The organism is Pseudomonas sp. LBUM1664 (assembly GCF_059695895.1).
On record NZ_CP166791.1, the window covers coordinates 4,455,809 to 4,475,907 of the forward strand.

Annotated in this window: 19 protein-coding genes and 1 pseudogene; 8 read left to right on the forward strand and 12 right to left on the reverse strand. The window is 56.9% G+C overall.

What is annotated here, in order from left to right; genetic code table 11:
* The first annotated feature begins 32 nt into the window (after nucleotides 1–32).
* On the forward strand, nucleotides 33–998 hold the full coding sequence (locus ACA047_RS20770; protein WP_497352492.1) for a DMT family transporter: 966 nt from the start codon (nucleotides 33–35) through the stop codon (nucleotides 996–998).
* 32 nt (nucleotides 999–1,030) lie between these two features.
* Here ACA047_RS20770 and ACA047_RS20775 read toward each other — a convergent pair.
* From ACA047_RS20775 to ACA047_RS20800, 6 genes and pseudogenes are all read right to left on the reverse strand, one after another.
* Nucleotides 1,031–1,141, reverse strand: a pseudogene (locus ACA047_RS20775) (GNAT family N-acetyltransferase); the annotation flags it as partial.
* A 36-nt stretch (nucleotides 1,142–1,177) separates the two neighbouring features.
* Nucleotides 1,178–2,212, reverse strand: a complete 1,035-nt coding sequence (gene adhP, locus ACA047_RS20780) for an alcohol dehydrogenase AdhP (protein WP_497352494.1) — start codon at nucleotides 2,210–2,212, stop codon at nucleotides 1,178–1,180.
* Nucleotides 2,213–2,291: 79 nt separating this feature from the next.
* On the reverse strand, nucleotides 2,292–3,728 hold the full coding sequence (locus tag ACA047_RS20785) for an NAD(P)(+) transhydrogenase (Re/Si-specific) subunit beta (protein WP_497360470.1): 1,437 nt from the start codon (nucleotides 3,726–3,728) through the stop codon (nucleotides 2,292–2,294).
* 9 nt (nucleotides 3,729–3,737) lie between these two features.
* Entirely contained in the window at nucleotides 3,738–4,079 is a 342-nt protein-coding gene (locus ACA047_RS20790; RefSeq protein WP_497352496.1) for an NAD(P) transhydrogenase subunit alpha part 2, read from the reverse strand.
* Complete coding sequence (locus ACA047_RS20795; RefSeq protein WP_497352498.1) at nucleotides 4,076–5,227, reverse strand: NAD(P) transhydrogenase subunit alpha; 1,152 nt, start codon at nucleotides 5,225–5,227, stop codon at nucleotides 4,076–4,078. The genes ACA047_RS20790 and ACA047_RS20795 overlap by 4 nt, the downstream gene beginning before the upstream one ends.
* A gap of 63 nt (nucleotides 5,228–5,290) precedes the next feature.
* Nucleotides 5,291–6,673, reverse strand: a complete 1,383-nt coding sequence (locus ACA047_RS20800) for an NAD-dependent succinate-semialdehyde dehydrogenase (protein WP_497352500.1) — start codon at nucleotides 6,671–6,673, stop codon at nucleotides 5,291–5,293.
* Between the two features lie 473 nt (nucleotides 6,674–7,146).
* Between ACA047_RS20800 and ACA047_RS20805 the strand changes: the two genes are divergently transcribed.
* Nucleotides 7,147–9,423 carry a response regulator gene (locus ACA047_RS20805; RefSeq protein ID WP_497352502.1) on the forward strand — a complete coding sequence of 759 codons (2,277 nt, stop codon included), beginning with the start codon at nucleotides 7,147–7,149 and terminating at the stop codon, nucleotides 9,421–9,423.
* 74 nt (nucleotides 9,424–9,497) lie between these two features.
* On the opposite strand, the gene ACA047_RS20810 is transcribed toward ACA047_RS20805, so the two are convergent.
* Nucleotides 9,498–10,172, reverse strand: a complete 675-nt coding sequence (locus tag ACA047_RS20810; protein ID WP_497352504.1) for a BON domain-containing protein — start codon at nucleotides 10,170–10,172, stop codon at nucleotides 9,498–9,500.
* A gap of 199 nt (nucleotides 10,173–10,371) precedes the next feature.
* Between ACA047_RS20810 and ACA047_RS20815 the strand changes: the two genes are divergently transcribed.
* Nucleotides 10,372–10,533 carry a DUF2986 domain-containing protein gene (locus ACA047_RS20815; RefSeq protein WP_461966011.1) on the forward strand — a complete coding sequence of 54 codons (162 nt, stop codon included), beginning with the start codon at nucleotides 10,372–10,374 and terminating at the stop codon, nucleotides 10,531–10,533.
* Between the two features lie 52 nt (nucleotides 10,534–10,585).
* On the opposite strand, the gene ACA047_RS20820 is transcribed toward ACA047_RS20815, so the two are convergent.
* Nucleotides 10,586–11,164, reverse strand: coding sequence for a TetR/AcrR family transcriptional regulator (locus ACA047_RS20820; RefSeq protein ID WP_497352507.1), 579 nt, complete (start codon nucleotides 11,162–11,164; stop codon nucleotides 10,586–10,588).
* 173 nt (nucleotides 11,165–11,337) lie between these two features.
* Between ACA047_RS20820 and ACA047_RS20825 the strand changes: the two genes are divergently transcribed.
* The 3 genes from ACA047_RS20825 (at nucleotide 11,338) to ACA047_RS20835 (ending at nucleotide 14,195) form a co-directional block, all read left to right on the forward strand.
* A complete protein-coding gene (locus ACA047_RS20825) occupies nucleotides 11,338–12,126 on the forward strand; it encodes an SDR family NAD(P)-dependent oxidoreductase (RefSeq protein ID WP_497352509.1) in 789 nt (262 codons plus the stop codon).
* A gap of 48 nt (nucleotides 12,127–12,174) precedes the next feature.
* Complete coding sequence (locus ACA047_RS20830; protein ID WP_497352511.1) at nucleotides 12,175–13,173, forward strand: NADP-dependent oxidoreductase; 999 nt, start codon at nucleotides 12,175–12,177, stop codon at nucleotides 13,171–13,173.
* Between the two features lie 452 nt (nucleotides 13,174–13,625).
* Entirely contained in the window at nucleotides 13,626–14,195 is a 570-nt protein-coding gene (locus ACA047_RS20835; protein WP_497352513.1) for a GNAT family N-acetyltransferase, read from the forward strand.
* A gap of 685 nt (nucleotides 14,196–14,880) precedes the next feature.
* Here ACA047_RS20835 and ACA047_RS20840 read toward each other — a convergent pair.
* Nucleotides 14,881–15,777, reverse strand: a complete 897-nt coding sequence (locus tag ACA047_RS20840; protein WP_497352515.1) for a LysR family transcriptional regulator — start codon at nucleotides 15,775–15,777, stop codon at nucleotides 14,881–14,883.
* A gap of 100 nt (nucleotides 15,778–15,877) precedes the next feature.
* Here ACA047_RS20840 and ACA047_RS20845 point away from each other — a divergent pair, with 100 nt between their 5' ends.
* The gene (locus ACA047_RS20845; RefSeq protein WP_497352517.1) at nucleotides 15,878–16,540 is read left to right on the forward strand and encodes an NADPH-dependent F420 reductase; all 663 of its coding nucleotides are present in this window, start codon (nucleotides 15,878–15,880) and stop codon (nucleotides 16,538–16,540) included.
* 88 nt (nucleotides 16,541–16,628) lie between these two features.
* Here the strand turns inward: ACA047_RS20845 and ACA047_RS20850 are convergent, their stop codons facing one another.
* On the reverse strand, nucleotides 16,629–17,369 hold the full coding sequence (locus tag ACA047_RS20850) for a transporter substrate-binding domain-containing protein (RefSeq protein WP_497352519.1): 741 nt from the start codon (nucleotides 17,367–17,369) through the stop codon (nucleotides 16,629–16,631).
* Nucleotides 17,370–17,582: 213 nt separating this feature from the next.
* On the reverse strand, nucleotides 17,583–17,957 hold the full coding sequence (locus ACA047_RS20855; protein ID WP_497352521.1) for a tautomerase family protein: 375 nt from the start codon (nucleotides 17,955–17,957) through the stop codon (nucleotides 17,583–17,585).
* Nucleotides 17,958–18,136: 179 nt separating this feature from the next.
* Here ACA047_RS20855 and ACA047_RS20860 point away from each other — a divergent pair, with 179 nt between their 5' ends.
* Nucleotides 18,137–19,024 (forward strand): LysR substrate-binding domain-containing protein, encoded by an 888-nt coding sequence (locus tag ACA047_RS20860; RefSeq protein WP_497352523.1) that lies wholly within the window; start codon nucleotides 18,137–18,139, stop codon nucleotides 19,022–19,024.
* A 46-nt stretch (nucleotides 19,025–19,070) separates the two neighbouring features.
* On the opposite strand, the gene ACA047_RS20865 is transcribed toward ACA047_RS20860, so the two are convergent.
* Nucleotides 19,071–19,997, reverse strand: coding sequence for a Gfo/Idh/MocA family protein (locus tag ACA047_RS20865; RefSeq protein WP_497352525.1), 927 nt, complete (start codon nucleotides 19,995–19,997; stop codon nucleotides 19,071–19,073).
* Between the last annotated feature and the right edge of the window lie 102 nt (nucleotides 19,998–20,099).

The window sequence follows — 20,099 nt, forward strand, 5'->3', positions numbered from 1 at the left end:
AACATGGGCTCAATAGCTTATGGATGCGCCTGATGGTCAGTACTCGCTCAAACATCGTTACCGGAGTGACCCTTGCCGTGGTCGCGACGCTGAGCTGGGCTTTGAATTTCATTGCGCCCTACGTCACCGGTGCCTACACCCTCTACGACTTGATGCTCGTTCGGTTTCTGATCGCAGGTTTGCTGGGGATGGGAGTCGTGCTGCTCTATCGCGCCCAGCTTCGGCGCCTGCAGCGTGGACAGTTGCTGCTTGGCGCAAGCCTGGGGGTTATCGGATACCTCGGATACAGCCTCTGTATTGCCGCCGGTGTCATTTTTAGCGGGCCAGTGTTGACCCCTGCGTTCATCGGCATCGTGCCGGTCCTGTTGGCACTGCTCGGCAACGCCACAACAAAAACCCTCCCCTGGCGCAGACTGGCGACGCCGCTGGCGTTTATGACGGTAGGGCTTTTACTGTCGAACATCGGCAGCCTCCATCAACCCCACACGGGCGACCGTTCGTGGCTGATGGGCGTGTTTTTCTCGATCGGTGCCGCTGTCTTGTGGCTCGCATTCAGCGTGCTGAATCAGAGGGCACTGGGAAAGCTTCCAGCCAATGCATCGGGTGCTTGGACCGGCCTCATGATGGTCGGCGCCGGGATCGGCACCTTGTGCTTGTTACCGGCGGTACTGGCGCTTGATCTTCTCAAGCTGCCGAGCCTGGGTTTGCGTGTTTCTGTTGCAGGAGGTTTGTACGCCTGGGGCTTCGCCATTGCGCTGATGTCATCCGTCGTCGGGGCCTGGGCGTGGAACGCAGCGTCCCGTCGCCTTCCCATGGTGCTTTCGGGGCAACTGATATCCCTGGAGTCGCTATTCGCCACCCTGCTCGGCTTGTTGTTTCATAACCGGCTGCCGACGCCCTTGGAAGCGTCAGGCCTTGTTGCGGTTCTTGTGGGGGTGGTGATGGCGGTTCGTATCATTCTGACTTCCAGTAAACCAATAGCCGAGCCAGTACGATAAAAAACGGCGCCGTTGTTCCTGATCAGCAACCACTACTTCAGCAACAGTTTGCGCATGATGATCGTGCGCTCGGCACCGTGGAATTCGTCACGTACTTTTTGAAATCCCAGCGTTGTGAAAAAGCCTTCTGTCATGATTGAGGCGGCACAGATCCGCCCCTCCCTATCACCTCAAAAAAATCAACCAAGACTGAAATCAATCACAACCCTCGACGCCACATCGCCCTTTTCAAGTCTGTCGAAGACGTCATTTATAGCCGACAGCGGCTGGCGCTCGATATCCGCTTTGACTTTACCCTCTGCGGCAAAAGCCAGGGCCTCAGCCATGTCCTGTCGGTTACCAACGAAAGAACCGCGCACCGTGATGCAATTGGCGACTACATCGAATAAAGCCATGGGAAACTCGCCAGGCGGCAGACCGACCAGGACGCAGGTGCCCAATTTTCGGGTCATCGCGACGCCCTGTTTAAATGCCCCAAGCGAGGGGGCGGTGATCAGCACGCCATGAGCACCGCCGTCAGTGGCGGCAATGACGGCAGCCACCGGGTCATCGCCTTTGGCATTCACTACGCAATCAGCACCCAGTGCAGTGGCATGGGCTAACTTGCCGTCGTCAATGTCCACGGCACAAACCCGTAGCCCCATTGCCTTGGCGTACTGGACCGCGAGGTGCCCCAAGCCGCCAATGCCCGAGATAACGATCCACTGCCCCGGACGAACGTCTGCCTCTTTGATGCCTTTGTAGGTCGTCACCCCGGCACAAATGATCGGTGCGGCCTCACAGGGTTTCAGGGTGGGCGGTATGTGCGCGACATACTCAGGGTCCGCCAGAATGTACTCGGCGAATCCGCCGTTGCGGGTGTAGCCACCAAACTCGGCTTTGGCGCAGACGGTTTCCCAAGCCTGGAGACAATACTCACAGTGACCACAGGCCGAGTAGAGCCACGGTACGCCCACCCGCTCGCCCTTTTGGACCGCCGTGACGCCCGTGCCCAGCGCCACGACAATGCCGATGCCTTCGTGTCCAGGCGTAAAGGGCAATCCGGGTTTGAGTGGCCAGTCGCCCCGCGCCGCATGCAAGTCGGTGTGACAAACACCACAAGCTTCAACCTTGATCAGGATCATCCCCGGACCGGGTGTGGGGATATCCAGATGACGCATCACCAATGGCTGTCCGAACGTCTCGACTACAGCGGCCAACATTTTAGTTTCCATCGAGCTAACCTCCTCAAGCGTGGTACTGGCTTGCTGACAGATGCCAGGCAAGCACATGGCAAACGTCAACGGATGACACTCAAGCCAACCCCCTGACCGCCTCGATCATTTTTACCAACACGGCCTGTGCATCGCCGTAAACCATGTTGCAGTTTTCTCCGTAAAACAGCTGGTTCTGGATACCGGCATAGCCCTTGCCCTCCCCGCGCTTTACCACATACACATGATGGGCCTTGTCGACATCAAGGATCGGCATGCCATAGATGGGTGAAGACTTGTCGTTGCGCGCGGCAGGGTTGACCACGTCGTTGGCACCAATCACCAGCACCGCATCGGTGTCGGGAAAGTCGGTATTGATGTCTTCCAATTGGAAAATCAGATCGTAGGGCACCCCAGCTTCTGCCAGTAACACGTCCATTTGCCCCGGCATGCGCCCCGCCACCGGGTGCACGGCGAATCTCACGAGCACGCCGTGCGCCTGCAACAACTTCACAAATTCATAGAGTTTTTGTTGGCCCTGGGCGACTGCCAGGCCGTAGCCCGGAACGATGATGACTTTATTGGCGTAACGCATGGCCACGCCTGCATCGCTCGCGGCTGTCGGCTTGAGCTCGCCCTCAATCACTGCGCCTTTGCGTGTGGGCTGATCCCCAAAGCGCGCAAAGAGCACATGTGCTACCGAGCGATTCATGGCCTTGGCCATTAGCAGGGTAAGCAGAACGCCAGCGGCGCCGACCAGCATGCCGGCGATCATCATTGCTGGAACCTGCAACACGAAACCTTCGAGGCCGACCGCCAGGCCGGTGAAGGCGTTGTAGATGGAAATGACCACTGGCATGTCGGCACCGCCTATAGGCAGCGTCATTAACACGCCGAACAGCAAGGCACAGCCGAAGAACACAGCGATCAGCCCAAGGACGTTATTCAACGAACCGTCCGCGTCTTGCATGACGACCATCAACCAACCGCCCACAATGAGGGTCACGAGCATCAACAGTGCGTTGATCAGTTGCAACCCTTTGAGGCGCAGTGGCTTGTTGATGCGGCCGTCCAGCTTGGCCCAGGCGATCAAAGAGCCGGATAACGAAATCGCCCCGATCAAGGCGCCAAACAAAGTGCCGGCCAATGTCGAGAGGTCGAAAACCCGGTTCCCGAACAATTCCATGGCGGCAATCGCTGCTGCCGCCCCTCCTCCCATGCCGTTGTATATCGCAACCATCTGCGGCATGGAGGTCATTGCCGCCTTGCGCCCACTCCACCAGGCAGCACCGCCGCCAAGCAACAGGGCAATGAGCGCCAGGCTGACGTTGACGGGCAATTGCGGTCGAGCCGCATCGCTGGCGGACAATACGTAGAGAAAGCTCACCACCACCGCCGCTATCATGCCCCAACCGGCCACATGAATGCCGCCCGCAGCAGTGACAGGCGAAGACATCCGCCACAACCCGAAAATCATTAAAAAGGCCGCGCCGAGATACACCAGCCCTATAAGCCATTGCGAAGTCAAAATAAGCATACTCAAGCCTCAGGCCTTTCCAGGTTTTCTGGTCGCGGAGTGGTGAGCTTTGCGCCGTTTGGGTTCAGGCGCGCTGGTTTGAAACATCGCGAGCATCCGATCGGTTACGGCGTACCCTCCTGCCGCATTACCCGCACCCAACAAGACAGCAACAAAGCCTGCCGCTTGTTGGGCTACCGTCGTGGCATCGAGTAGGCCAATCAGCCCGCCGACCACAACGATGCCATGGATAAAGTTCGATCCCGACATTAACGGGGTATGCAAAATGGCCGGGACCCGGCCGATAATGACCCAGCCGGCGAACGCGGCGAGCATGAAAATATAAAGACCGACGAAACCAACACTATTCACGAAGTCTGCTCCTTGGTTGCATGGTCCGGCTCGGCATTGGTCGGGGCCGGTGGATGCATGAGCTTGCCGGCGTGGGTCAGCACTGTTTGCGCCAGAATCTGGTCGTCCCAGTCGATGCTGATGACGTTGTTCTTCAACATCAGCGCCAGCAAGTTGAACTGATTTTTCGCGTACAGCAGACTGGCGTCCTGGCTCAAGGACGATGGCAGATTCAGCGGTGCCATCAGCGTAACCCGGCCGACCATGACGGTCTGTCCAGGCACGCAGCCTTCGCAATTGCCACCGCCTTCGGCGCCAAGATCGACAATGACCGCCCCGGGTTTCATACCCGCGAGCTGCGCGGCGCTGATTAACCGTGGAGAGGGCCGCCCTGGTACCGCGGCGGTGGTAATGACAAGGTCCGCCTGTTGGATATGCTCGGTCAGGACTTGAGCGACTTGCGCTTTTTCCGCTTCACTCAACTCCCGTGCATACCCCCCCTTGCCTCGCGCATCAATGCCGACGTCGACGAAAGTGGCACCCAGGGATTTCGCCTGCTCTGCGGTTTCCGGACGTACGTCGTAACCTTCTACAACTGCACCCAGCCGATGCGCGGTAGCGATGGCCTCCAGCCCAGCCACCCCCAATCCAAGTACCAGCACGCGCGCGGGGCCAACGATTCCCCCCGCCGTGGTGACCTTGGGCAGTATGCGAGACATGTGCACCGAGCCAAGCTGGACCGCGTAGTACCCCGACAAGGCCGACTGACTTGAAAGTGCATCCATCGACTGGGCCCGGGTAATGCGCGGCAAGCGCTCCATGGCAAAGCAGGTGACTTGGCGCTCCAGCAGACGTTGCACCAACGCCGGATTGTTTTGCGCATAGATAAAGCTCAGGAGTACTGAGCCAGGTTTCATCTTGCCTATGACTTCCAGCGAAGGAGCTTGCACGGCCAGGACCACATCGGCCTCATGCACCAACTGCCCGCCGCTGGGCAGGAACATAACGTCCTGATAAGCGGAGTCCGGGAGAAAACTCGCGTCGCCAGCCCCCGATTGCATATGAAGCTTGGCGCCCAGCGCACATAGTTTTGCGCAAAGGGTCGGTACCAAAGCCACACGCCGCTCGTGCGGGTGGGTTTCTTTCATCACAGCCACATTGACGTACATCACGCGCTCCGTTGGAGGTGCCCAACCATTGCCGGGCACTGGAAATGTCTCCGGGCGACGGCTTCAGACAGGCGCCTGAGCCACCACGTAACGCACGAGCTTTTTATTGACGAATTGCTGGATGCCCATATCGCCAAGCTCGCGGCCATAGCCTGAGTTCTTGATGCCTCCAAATGGCAGCTCGGCATCGCTCCAACTGATGTTGTTGATAAACATCATGCCGGTCTCGATACGGCTGGCGACACGACGCCCCCGGGCAAGGTCACGAGTGAACACCGAGCCACCCAGGCCGAAGTCGGAATCGTTTGCCAAAGCAATGGCTGCGTCTTCGTCGGCCACACGGAAAAATTGAGCCACGGGGCCGAAGAACTCGTCCCGGAACGCCGGATTGTCGGGTGTAACATCCGTGAGGATGGTGGGTGCCATAAATGAGCCAGGGCGATCGATCCGCCCGCCCCCCAGGAGAACCGTGGCACCGTGAGCAACCGCCGTCTGCACCTGCTCCAGCAACTGCAACAACGCGGGTTCCGACGACAATGGGCCCAGGGTGGTATTTTCGTCCATGGGATCACCAGGCACCAAAGCCGCTAGCCCAGCCTGAAATCCTTCCAGAAATGCGTCGGCCAGCTTATCCACGACAATGAAGCGTTTTGCGGCGCAGCAAGTCTGCCCGCAGTTATACATCCGCCCCCAAATCGCCCATTTGATCGCCAGATCCAGGTCGGCATCTTCGAGCACAATGAACGCATCGCTACCACCCAGTTCCATCGATGATGGCTTCAGATTCTGCCCTGCCCACGAAGCCAGGCTGCGTCCGGCGGCAACACTGCCGGTCAGTGCGACGCCTCGGATACGGTCGTCATCGACCACCTGTTTGGACTGCTCATGGGAAATCAGCAGGTTAGTGTAGAGCCCCTCGGGAGCGCCGGCATCGAGGAGGAGCTGCTCAAAGGCAATCGCGCATTGGGGCACACAACCGGCGTGTTTGATCACCAGCACATTGCCTGCCATCAAATGTGGACCTGCCACACGAGCCAACTGATAGAACGGAAAGTTCCAGGGTTCGACGCCGAAAACCACGCCGATGGGGCTGCTTTCCATATGAGCCTCACCCGCGATCGGATGAAGTGTCTCGGGGGCCAGGAAGCGCTCGGCGTTTTGAGCGTAGTACGCCAGGATATCGGCGCTGAATTTCACTTCGCCTCTAGCCTCATTGATGCGTTTGCCCATCTCCAGCGTGACCTTGCGGGCCAGCTCGTCGAATCGCACATGCATCAGTTCGCCGGCCTTGGCGATGATTGAAGCACGCTGTGCATACGTCTTGTTTTTCCAGGTCGAATAACACTGCGCCGCAACAGCCAGCTTCTGCTCCAGTTGCTGATTGGTCAGCGTCTCGAATTGTGCGAGCAACTCGCCGCTGTAAGGATTGATCGTCGTATAGGCCATAACGGTTGCCTTCCCATGAGGTTGAGTCATCCGACACGCAACGGATTGAAATCATCTGTTACATACGTCGAGCACGGCATCACGATGACGCCCCTTGGAGGTGGGTGACTAGCGTCGGAATCTACCCATACTCAACTCATTCATTGCCCGATGTATTACCAGCGACAAGGTTTCGATAACCCACGACACATCAGCGTGCAGAGGCCTTTGCAGGATAGGTTGCCGTGCCTGGATGTCAGCGCCGGAGCAGCACCGTGGGCGCACTTCAATGGTGCGTACTGGCGTGCATCACGCTCACGATTGAGGGATATAGGGGCAGCTACCGTAACGGCATGTTTTCTGACGACACGCCGACCGGGGTTAAAGACAGATAGGCTCGGGAATTACTTACATAGATCAATTAAATCGGCTTTCAAAGGGCATAGCATCCAAAGCAGGTCTCTCCACATCGCCTCTTGTCAGGAAGATTAATCATGCGAGTAAGCCGATACACCCCGGAAGAACCATTGCCGGACAAGACACTTGCAAAACCGTCTTTGGTGGATCAACAACCAAGGCACCTGGCCAGGCTCTATAACGACCGGATGTTGACGACCTGCTTGCGAACGCTCAATCAGAAATCCATCCAAGAGGTATTGTGTCAGATTGCCGCGCCTGTGCTTTTCCTCGACAGCAACCTCGACATTGTATTTTTCACACCACCAATGATGGATCTGCTAGGTATCCAGCCCAGCGACCTGGGCCGCCCCTTGGCCGATATTTGCTTCAGGGCGGCAACCCTCCATTTATTGACCGACGTTCAACAAACGGTACGAAGCACTGCGTTACGAAAAACAGTCATCGCGCTGAAAGATGGGCGCTCTTTCGAGTGCACCATCAAATATTGTCCGCCGTGGGAGGATAAGCCGAATACCGTCGTGGTGATCTTTACGGAAACGAACGAAGTACGTCACTTAAGTAGCGCACTTACCCACCTTCGCGCACACCCGTCACCCCACTCTATGTCCCGTGTTGAACGTTGGCGCTGCATCGACCAAAAACTTCGTCAGCCAGCACAATCCATCGCGCTGATTGCAGGGCAACTTGAGACGGTTGAATTCGATCCCATCTCATCGACACGGGGCCTGCTCGAACAATTGGGTGAAACCGTGGAGATTCTGTTCGATCGACTCAGTGTGGGGCTCGAGTCGAACCGCGCTGCAGGCAGTATCGGCCAACAGAATGCACAGGACTTCTCTCTACAAGACATGTTCAGCCAGTTGGCAGAAGACCTTTTGCCGGTGGCTGTCATACAGCAAATCCAGACTCGGATCGTTCCCAGTTCGCTGCGGGTCAGAAGCCATCCCGATTACCTCAGACAAATGCTCAGCAGTCTGATTTTCAGCATTATGACCAGCGCCAATGGCGAGCGCCTGCTGATAGGCTGCAGGTGGCACTCAGAGTGGGTCAGCATAGAACTCAGATATACGGGGGCCGGAAAACGCGACGACGCGTTGCGCATGTTGTCGACACCAGAAAACAACGCCTCCCTGAGCGATTCGTTTGGCAACCAGGGCGCGCATTCAGTCTACGAACTGGGTGTGATGTTAGATCTCCAATTACAGGTCAAGACCCAGCCAGGAAAAGGCACGTTCATTTCCATCAGCGTGCCGCTATCCGCCTCATTATTCCACCCGACAGCTCCCGCCCCGGCGATAAGAACACAGGCCGTTCAGAGATTGAACAAGGCGCTCGTTCGCCTGGTATTGATCGTCGAACCAGATGGATGGCTGCGTGACCTGCTAAGTCGTACGTTAGGTATGCGCGGGTATCAGATTGCAACTGCCAGTAATGCCACCACTGCCTTGGAGTGGATAGCCCAGTCGGGTATTCAACCAGACCTGGTCTTGACGGAGTACTCGTTTGAACAGCAGATGGACGGCGTCCAACTCATGCAAAAAATACGAGATTTATTCAACCGAATAACACCCGCTATCGTGCTGACCGCCGACACAAGAAAACAGGTTTCCCAATCGATCCTGGCGGGGAATTGCCTGCAACTTCGCAAGCCCGTTGGCCTGAAGATGCTGCTCTTTACCATCGAAACCGCACTGAGGACGCCTCCTGAGGAACAGGCCGGGTTCTCACCGAATCACGGCCTTCATCCGGTGGTGTACTTGGTGGACGATAACCATTTTTTGCGCAAAACCTTACGCAGGGTGTTAGAGGCTCATGGTTATGGAGTACAGGACTGTTGCAGCTCTGAAGAGTTTTTCGACCGTTACGCCAGGGAGCAACAGGCCTGCCTGATTGTTGATGCGCACATATCAGGAATCAGTGGGCTTGAGGTGGTGGGCCGGCTAAGAGCTGCAGGTGATGAACTGCCGATTATCATGATCAGCAGTAACAGCCGCATTGCAACAGTCGTCGACGCGATGAAAGTTGGCGTCTGCGATTTTATTGAAAAGCCGTTTCGTTTCCAGGATGTACTGACCAGCGTGATGAACGCCTTGCTCATTCATCGGGAAACCGAGACTTCCAAAACTCGCCGCAAGTCAGCCATTGACCATATCGCCAGCCTCACGGCACGTCAGCGACAGATTATGGAGATGGTACTGGCCGGCCAACCCAGCAAAAATATCGCTGTCGACCTGGGGATCAGTCAAAGGACCGTTGAAAAACACAGAGCCTCGATTATGGCCAGGACTGAGGCGAGGTCCATCCCTGAATTGGCCCGCATAGCCATGGCGGCTGGCGAGCAAATACCCTGACAGCAACAGACCAGATGGGCAATGGAGTGTCCGCTGCCCCATGAAAACCGCGAATGACGGCACCTGGTCCTGCTTTACGTATCAGGATTTTGACTGGCTGCCGATACCACCAGGTTATTGACAACCTTTTGGACGCCAGCAGTACCCGATGCAGTCAGGCGGGCCGTCTCGCGCTCGGGGAGAGACGATACAACGCCAGAAAGCGTGACCTGCCCCTCATGCACGCTCACGTCGATACCCTGGGCATCGATGATTGCTCTGCGCCTGAAGGCGGCTTCAATATCTGTCTTGATCGTATCTGGAGAGGCATGATGTTTGACAACGACATCGTTGCTGATTCCCCTGACACCCCGCAGGTAGCGCACCGCATAGCCCGCCGTCTGGCGCTGATGCTCCGTATCCACTTCACCACTGAGTACCAGCCAGCCATCTGACACACTGACCTTGACTCGGTGGTCTGCCAGCGACGTGTTCCATTGCAATGCCGAGACGGCTTCGGCGACGATATCACTGTCCGTGCGCACATGCTTCGAAGGCAGTACGACCTCGATGTTGTTGATCAGATCCACAACCCCCGACACGTGGGAGACAGCCTGTTCGGCGTGCCACCTCTCGGCGTGACTGGGCACATTGCCAGAAATCGTCACGATCCCCTCGGACACTTGAACCAGAATTTGCTCGGCCTGCAATGCCAAATCCCAGCTCAGCTCTTCAAGCACCTGCTGTCGTAGCGCTTCATCTGTATTCATTCAAAAAGCTCCAGAGATTATCCGAGAGATCCCATCGGCTAAATGGTATCCCCTTCCAACGCTCTTCAGCAGTTCGGAAACTACCCATCAGGAGCAACGTAAAGCGCTGCTCCAGCTTCATCCAGTGCCACTCATGCCCCGCTGCAATGGTGGGGAGCGCGTAGTATCATTCAAGCACTCACAAACCGAGTAACAAAACATGAATCGTCGTAAAAAAATAAAGCAGTTATTAAAGGCTCACGCCAAAAAGGCCAGTGCCAAATTGGCACCGCCAAGCAAGTCTAAATACATTAGTAAAGCTGACCGATTGAAGCTAGCGGCTGAATCCAGTCACGACTCCATCGTTTCCTCTGAGAGCTGACGATATCGAGGCAGGCACGCTTTGTGAACGCCCGTCTATCCTCCCCTACGGTTCACTCCCCGACTGCACGCAATGATGCCGTCATCTGAGCGTGGCAGACCTCGAGTATTTCATCGGCCAGAGACGAGTCATCCGGACAAGCACGCGACAACATGATCGCGCCGACAGCACGCGCCAGCATGTCGAGCATCTTCACCCTCTCTTCCCCCGGCGCCGCATCTGGCCCCGTTGGATATTTTTCTCCCAGCGTCTGCAGCATGCCCTCTATCCCTTCGGCAAACGCCACCTTCAGCTCGTCCGACTGGCGCGCAGCATCGCCACACAAAGCAGCCATGGTGCAACCGCTACCGCGTCCGTCCCGGTGATCCCTCGACACGTACAAATCGATGAAGCCCTGAACATCAAGTGCTTCGGCACTGGCCAGTGACCGGGAAAGACTATTGGCGGAAGCCTCGGCCATCAGGTCAGCCTTGGAGCCGAAATGTTTGTAGAACCCTCCGTGGGTGAATCCGGCAGCCGCCATAAGGTCAGCCACGCCTACGCCGTCAAAACCTCGCTCGCGAAACACCACAGAAGCTGTCTCGACGATGTGCTTGCGATTTGCCTGCGCCTGGGCCTTGGTGACTCTCACTGCAATACCTCGTGTCCGCTCAGAAATCATGCGCCAATGATACATAGATGTTGAGCATAATCAAATTGCGTTGACAGCTTAGATTTCGATCATCATCATAATTAAAAAGCGACATCTCGGTTCATTTGCGCTCATCAGCGCCCTATTGATATCCCTGAAAAAGAGGTAACACTATGACCACTCATCCCACCGTTCTCATCACTGGCGCTTCCACCGGCATAGGCGCTGTTTACGCCGAGCGCTTTGCCCAGCGAGGGCACAATCTGGTCTTGGTCGCCCGTGACCATGTGCGTCTGCAAACGCTTGCAGACAAGTTGCGCAGCGAACAGAACGTCGCCATTGACGTGCTTCAAGCGGACCTGACCCAACTCAGCGATCTGACGCGCGTCGAAGCTCGCCTGCGCGATGACGCCAGTATTGGCATCCTCATCAATAACGCCGGCGCCGCGCAGTCCGGCAACTTCATCGATCAGAGCACCGACAGTGTCGCGAATCTGGTAGCACTCAACACGACCGCGCTGGTACGCCTCGCCAGTGCTATCGCTCCACGCCTGGCCAAAGCGGGCAACGGCGCGATTATCAACATCGGCTCGGTGGTCGGTCTGGCTCCAGAGTTCGGCATGACGGTCTACGGGGCGACCAAGGCGTTTGTGCTGTTCCTTTCCCAGGGACTTAGCCTGGAGCTCTCACCCCAGGGCGTTTACGTGCAGGCCGTACTGCCTGCTGCTACCCGTACAGAGATCTGGGATCGCGCCGGCGTCGACATCAATACCCTGAGCGAAGTCATGGAAGTGGATGATCTGGTCGATGCCGCGCTGGTCGGCTTTGATCGTCGCGAGCCGGTGACCATTCCACCACTGCATGAAGGAGAGCGCTGGGATGCCTTGCAAACAGCGCGTCAGGCGCTACTGTCGCAGATTAGGCAGTCTGCTGTTGCGCAACGATACCAAGTCCAAGCCTGACCTTTTTAGAGCAGGCCCCCCATTCGCACTGACGAGAGCAGCATCATCATGAAGGCATTTTTTATCGACCGCTACGGCAAGCAGAATGGGGGGATTGGCGAAGTGCCCGACCCTGCGGTAGGTGTCCATGACGTCTTGATTCAGGTGCATGCAACGAGCGTGAACCCGTTGGATTTGAAGATCAGAACAGGCGAATTCAAACTGATCCTGCCCTATTCATTTCCGTTGGTACTGGGCAATGACCTGGCCGGGATCGTGGTTCGCGTAGGCTCGGCGGTAAAGCAATTCAAGCCAGGAGACGAAGTCTATGCACGCCCTCCTGAAGAACGAATCGGGACTTTTGCTGAACTGATTGCCGTGAACGAAAATGCGCTCGCGCTGAAACCGTCCAATATCAGCATGGCTGAAGCCGCTTCCATCCCCTTGGTCGCTCTGACAGCTTGGCAGGCGCTGGTTGAAACCGCCCAATTGAAAAAGGGCCAGAAGGTACTGATTCACGCCGGTTCCGGCGGTGTCGGCACCGTTGCCATCCAACTCGCCAAACACCTCGGAGCCTTTGTCGCGACCACCACCAGCACCCCAAATGTCGAGTGGGTGAAGGCACTGGGGGCGGACGTGATCATCGATTACACACAGCAGGACTTTGAAAGTGAGTTACACGGTTATGACGTGGTGTTAAACAGCCTGGGCACCGACACACTGGAGAAGTCGCTCAAGGTTCTGAAGCCGGGTGGCCAGCTCATTTCCATTTCGGGACCGCCGACAGCGCAGTTCGCCCAGGAGCAAGGATTGTCCTGGGGTTTGAGGCAAGTCATGCGCCTGCTGAGCAGCGGTATTCGAAGAAAAGCACGCAAGCATGAGGTCAGCTATACATTCCTGTTTATGCGCGCAAACGGCGCGCAACTGCGAGAAATCACCCCCCTCATCGAGGCAGGTGTTATCAAGCCGGTCATTGACCGTTCCTTCTCCTTTGAGTTGACGGCAGATGCGTTGAGGTATGTCGAACAGGGCAGATCAAAAGGCAAGGTCACCCTAACGATCAAATAGGTGCCCCACACAAATGCCAGTAGAAATGCGCATCCTGTCGCGCATCAGGATCCGTCACCCGAACCAAATGAGCCGACCACGCAAAACCGACAAAAACAGGAACAGCTGCAACCAGAAGTCACGCCTGTCAAACCGCCGACAATCATTGGCGCAGCTTGATGCTTGGGCAGTAATGAGGAATGGTTCATGCCACTCTTCCACATAATCCGTTGAAAGGATGTTTACTTCGCCACAGGCTCGTCGCGAACGGCCGCTTTGGGTTGCTGCCCATCGCGATATGCACCAATTGGCCAGAAGCAGGCATTCGTCAGGACGAGTGATGCGTTTGTATTGATTGCCGGCGGCAATACCGGCTGTCTCTTAAACCTGTCAGTGAGCAGTTATTGCTCCCGCTAACCTCGCATGAGACTAGGGTGAATGAGAGGTCCCATAAATGAGCCGGAGTTCATCGCATGTCTTATGACGCAAGCATCAACAAACGCTTCAATGATGAAACGGAAGGGCTGACCGGCGAATACTGGGTGGAATCCCTGGCGGACGGTACACCCCTACTGATTCGTGAATTGGCAGAAACAGATCGAGACCGGGATCTGGCCTTTTTCAACGAGCTAGGCAAAGGCAAACCGCATTTTCATTTTCTGGCCTCGTTCAGCAATCTGGTCGAACCCCACGACCAGCTCATGGACATCAATCTGCACAATCGCATGGCGTACCTTGCTCTGGCATACGAAGGCAATCAGCTCATTGAAGTCGGCACTGCTCGCTACGGGGCGTATGAAGGCGATGCTCATTGCGAGTTCGCCGTGGCTGTGGTTGACCGCTGGCAACGACGAGGGGTCGCCACGGCGCTGTTACAACATTTGATGGACACCGCAACTCGCGAAGGTTTCAGCAAAATCTCGTCAATGGATTCGTCAGGTAACGAGGCGATGCACGGCTTGTCAGTCAGTATGGGATTTACCAGCAGAATCGATGGCCAACATGGGCCGCAGATTTTTCATGAATATGTTTTAGCACCCTAGTTTTAAACAGCCGGGTGACCTGTTCGCGTTGATGCTTTGGCAGCAGTTGAGCGCGCTAAAGAAGTGTTCTGGGTCAACAGCAAACACCGGGTGGTTCGATTACTGCCCGTTACGGCAGGCAGCGATCGGCTTTGCAGACATTCATAACGTCTAGGTTCAGCCGCGGGTTTGCCGGGCCGAAGCGGAGTCAGATCACCGGCTGGAATAGTTTGTTAGATGCGGCTACTCGCACCATGCATTGCACTTTTCGCCTGTTCTCAGGTTTAGAAACTCTGCGCTTGTACAGGCACCGACCGGACTTCCCTCTAGAAATAGAACTTCGTCTCCTTCTTCCCAGCCCAGGCAATAAGTTTGTGATTCAAATTTTTCTCCGTTGATAATGAAAAGCTCATCGTTGTCGGCTACCTCGATTTTATAGCTCTCATGACCTGAGCTTCTGCTTGGTGTGCTGTAGAGCTGGTGTGGAGCAGGAATCGCCAAAAGCTGCCAGCCAATGAAGCAAAAGGGGATTTATCCCTCGCTGGGTTAGGAAGCAGCCCCAAATGGGATGGCTCAATCGTTCAGGCAGACCGAATCAGCCGGGTTTACGACGGCTGCGCCGCCGAGCGGGAGCAAGCTCCCTCGCCACGGTTGTTCGTGTTCTGGGGTACTGGTCCGGGCCACTAAAATCCATCGAAACAGCCGTTCAAGCCCCCCCAAAGCGGGCGAGCACAGCGTCGATAAATCGTCGGAGCTTGGCTGTTCGTTGACGATTGGCCGTGTAGAGCAAATGCATCTGTCGGCTCGGTGCCTCGTAATCAGCTAACAGTCGAACCAGCTCGCCGCTGCGCAATGCGGGATCGAGAAAGTCTTCGGGACCCAGAACAATTCCGAACCCGTCCAGTGCTGCCGACAGCAGTGCTTTGCTTTCGTTGACCTGCAATCGACTGGCGACTTGTACCCGTTCAACTGCAGCACCTTTGCAGAATATCCATTCGCGGTCGGCCGGCCGGGACCAATAGGCGTACCCCAGACACTCATGGTTCTCCAGATCACCCGGTGTTTGCGGCACTCCGCGGTCGGTCAGATAGCGGGGTGCCGCACAGGCGACCAATCGATAAGGCGCCAACGGCCTGGCGGTCAGACTGGACGTGGCCACTGGGCCAATCCTGAAAGCCACTTCATACCCCTCCTCCACCAGATCGACGAAACGATCGGTCAAATGCAGATCGATTTCGACCTCTGGGTATTGGCGCAAAAACTCTGTCACAAAGGGCATGAGGCTATAGGAGCCGAACGTTACGGGAGCGCTGATTCTCAGTTTGCCGCGCGGGGTGTCGTTCATGATCTGCGCAAGGGAGTCGGCCGCCTGAGCCTCGCTCAAAATGTGCTTGCAGCGTTCGTAGTAGGCGCTACCCAGCTCGGTCAAGCTCTGCCGGCGGGTGGTACGGTTCAGCAGCCGCGCCCCTAGCCGTTGCTCCAGCGCGGCAACATGTTTGGCCACCATCTGCGGCGACAGGCCCAATCGCTCGGCGGCGCTGGCATAGGAGCCGGATTCCGCCGCCATCACAAACGCCCCCATGCTCGTCAGGCGATCCATCATTCAATACTCCTGGTAACGAGACTAAGTAATCGATGATTATTTATCTTCTCTTGGTTGGCAATCATCATCAATCCTTCTTACCAACCCATGGAGCACAGACATGCGTATCGGCATTATTGGGGCAGGCTTCATCGGCCGTGCAGTGGCGCAACTGGCCATCGCGGCGGGACATGAGGCAATGCTCAGCAATTCACGTGGGCCACAGACCCTGAGCAGCGTGCTCAGTGGCATTGCTGGCAGTCAGGTTGGCACTGTCGAGGACGCGGCACACTTTGGCGACGTTGTACTCGTGGCCATTCCGCTTGAGCATTACCAACGCGTGCCGGCCAAGTGGCTAGAGGGCAAAGTCGTGCTCGATGCCAACAACTACTACCCCGAGCGCGACGGTCACATTGGCGCGCTCGACCGCTTCGAAACCACCACCAGCCGCCTGCTCGCCGAGCACTTGCCCCACTCCAGCGTGGTCAAGGTGTTCAATGCAATCCTCGCCGGGGACCTGCTGAAGGACGCACGCCCGAAAGCGGCTCCCGACCGCCGCGCACTGCCCATCGCGGCAGATGATCCGGCGGCAAAAGCGTTGGTGATCAAGTTGCTGGACGAGATTGGATTCGACGCGGTAGATGCCGGCAGCCTTGATGAAAGCTGGCGATTCGAACGGGCCAAACCCGCTTACTGCATACCTCTGGATAAAGAGGGGCTGAAGGTGGCCTTGGCAGCCGCCCAGCGGCAGGTCGAATTACCCGCAGGGTCGTGGCGCCGCTGAACAGCCCACACCCCACTGAACCGATAGGGGGACTTAGAGCTGACTGAGGACGATGTCAGCTCTGAAAAGTCGCCCTTCGGTAACGGGACTACATTGCGACCGGCAGTGCAACCTGTGCATCACTCTCGCCACTTTCAGCCAACGCTTTGCTGACGAAACCATTTCGCAGGTGACGATTGATGAAGTCTTGAATGTACGACGCCGCGATCACTCTGTTTTTAGGCACAGCCATCGCCTGACGGATTTGCGTAAAGTTGTCCCTCAGGACTCTTACACCTGAAGCCGTTTTCGCAAATCGCTCCAAAGGCTGGCGAACGCCAGCCGCCGCGTCCAACCCCTGCTCCAGGAAGGCATCGACAGCACCTGCCGATGTCGGCGCTCTGACGAGTTCGGCTCGCGTCAGGGTTCGAGACAGATACAAGTCGTAGGCAGCGCCATGCCCCACTGCAATGCGGGTACCGTGCGCGTCGAGTTCCGATGCGCTTTGGAATGTGCTTTCGTTTCTCACCAGGTAGGTGCCATCGATGCACACGTAGGGGCTCGAAAAGGCGATCTTCTGCGCACGCACCGGCTCGATGGCCAGGAACGCCAAGTCCCATGACGCATCCTCCATCGCCGCGAACACCTTGCCGGCGGCATCGTATGGTGTCAGGCAGGCCAAGAGGCCGAGTTCCTCTGCCAATGCGTTCGCCAACGCGACTGACACACCCGCGAGAAGCCCGGTGCTTGCATCACGTTGCGCCAGGACCGGGTTGCCCAGATTGATCGCGACCCGCAACTCGCCAGAGGGAGCCAAATCTTTACGTACCGAGGTGATATCAAACTTCACAGCTATCCGCTCCTTTCAGGTTCCGATGTTTCGAGGCTGCTCACCTCATGCCGGTATTGCAACAATGCTACCAGTGAAACTGCATGGCAGGGACCGGACAGAAGCGTTGCGCCCGTGTTGATTCAAACCCTGCCCAAAGCGAAATGCCTTCAGCGATTTCACCCTGACGGAATTGACATGCTGAGGGCTGAAGGTTGCCTTGGCTTTCGAAGACTAGTTGCCCCGCCCACCACCAAACGACCAATCCTCTGCCGCAGTGGTGGTTATCACCACCATGACATCCTCAGGGTCGACTCCCGGCGCGAGGCGCAGCCGTTCGACCAGGTCGCGATAGAAGCGCTGTTTCGTCTCGGTACTACGCGGGCGACCCGCCGTAATCGCTATCAGCACAAAGTCATGGCTACGTGGGCCAGCCAGGTAGTCGGGATCAAATATCAACTCACCCGCGTCGTGTTGGTGAATGACCTGGAAGCGGTCGTTCGCCGGTACTTCGAAGCTTTCTACCAATGCATCATGCAACCCTTGTGACAAGGCCTTTAAATACTCGGTGGACTTCCCCCGGTGCAGTGAAATACGTGTATACGGCATAAACGCTCACTCCTGAACTGTGACGATGGGCGTCGGTTGCTCACAGAAGGCTCAGCCCCGTGGACGCCTTCATGACTCTGCCCTCTGGATAACCAATCGACGGGGGAAAGTATCAAGTCGAAACAATCCTGAATATCAGATTTAATGGTCGCTACCATCCCGAAATAATGGACCATTGGATGCGATACCCAACCTTTGATCTTGAGGTACTGCGAACTTTCGTCACCGGCGTGGAGTTCAATAGCTTCGCCAAAGCAGCGAATCGACTCGGTCGCTCGACCTCCGCCGTGAGCGCGCAACTTAAAAAACTTGAGGAGAAAATTGGCGCCCCGATCTTGGCAAAATCCGGGCGGGGCCTGGTTTTGACGCCGGTAGGTGAATCACTGCTCGGCCACGCCCGCCGATTGCTGGACATGAACGACAGCATTTTCCAGGCCCTTCATGAAAGCCAAACCGCCGGGACGGTACGCCTCGGGCTTCAGGAAGATTTTGGTGAACACTTTCTCAGCGACATCCTGCGACGCTTCGTCCAGGCTTACCCGAGGGTGCGCCTCGAAGTCAGGATCGGGCGAAATGCTGAACTGCTCGCACTGATCGACGGTGATGGCCTGGATCTGGCGTTGACTTGGGACACCGGGCATACGTCTCCCCATGCCACCCGCCTGGGTGAGACACAGATGCACTGGATTGGCGCTCGTGACATGCCGCCGCTGAAAAGCCTCGCTGACTTAACGCTGCCATTGATCATGTTCGACGCGCCGTGCGTGCTGCGCAGTGCCGCCATCCGGGCTCTGGATGAAGCTCGAATGCCCTGGCGAATCGCGCTGACCAGCCCTAGCGTGGGCGGAATCTGGGCGGCCGTTGCGGCGGGATTGGGCCTGACACTGCGAACCCGCATTGGGCTGCCGAGCTATCTCACCGTCATTTGCGGCTTACCCCCGGTGCCGACCCTGGGCTACGTGCTTCACTTCGGTGGCGAACACCTCTCGCCGGCCATCAGACAATTGGCTGCGCAGATAGAAGCGAGTCTGCAAGAGCAGGCGTTCGGTTTCACCACCACGAAATAATTGAAGGCGCCCGGGGCGTCAGTTGCTGCCTATGCCTGAACGACGGCTAATCGTAGAACGGCTCAACCGACGTCCGACTGCCGACAAAAAAACTGTCCGCGACCAGTCGCAACGGCTGCAGGTCCAGGTCGCTGGCCTTGTCACCCATCAGCCGTTGAAAATGTCGATACACCGCCGCGTATTCGCCCTCCTGCGAAACGGCCTGGCGCACACCGTTGATACTCAACAGTGCGCCACCATTGTCCAGTCGCAAGATGCCTTCGGTGCAGCGAATTTCAATGCTCCAGAGTTCATCATGACCGTGGTCAAAATCGAACTCCGCACGGATATCGAGCTGGCGCTCGTCAGACATTTTGATGCTGGCGGCGATAGGCGACTGGCAGTTGCCAGGGACGCGCAGGTCTGCAGACTCAACGAACAGCGGCAGCGCCAGCAGATGGGTCGCAATCGAAAGGGCATTGATGCCGGGATCGAAAACGCCCAGGCCTCCGGGTTGCCAGATCCACGCCTGACCGGGGTGCCACTTGCGCACGTCTTCCTTCCAGTCGATCTTTACACTTTGCAAAGTCCGGGTGGCCAGCCAGTCACGGGCGGCTTCGATGCCGGGTGCGTAACGCGAGTGCCAGGCGAACAGGCCGCTGACGCCTTGCTCCTGTATCTGACTGACCAACGCCATCGCTTCACCCAAGGTGGCGCATGGCGGCTTTTCTACCAGAACGTGTTTGCCAGCGGACACCGCTTGTTGCACCAATGCGAATCGACCTTGCGGCGGTGTGCAAAACGCAATCGCATCGACCTGCGGGCCGTTTTCGAGCAGCTCGCCCAAGGACTTAAAGTTCTCCACCCCGGCGCAGGGCTGCCCTTGCGTGGCAACGGACACCAACTGGAACGCGGGGTTGGCGTGGATAGCTGGAACGTGTTGATCCTGGGCAATCTTGCCGTAGCCCACCAGACCGAGACGAATCGGTTGCATCAATGACTCCTGATTTTTTTGTACTTATGATGGGGCAGCAAACTAGACGTAAATCCCTTGGCGGACAATGGGGGGCCCGTTGTCGTTCGTGCTACCGCAACT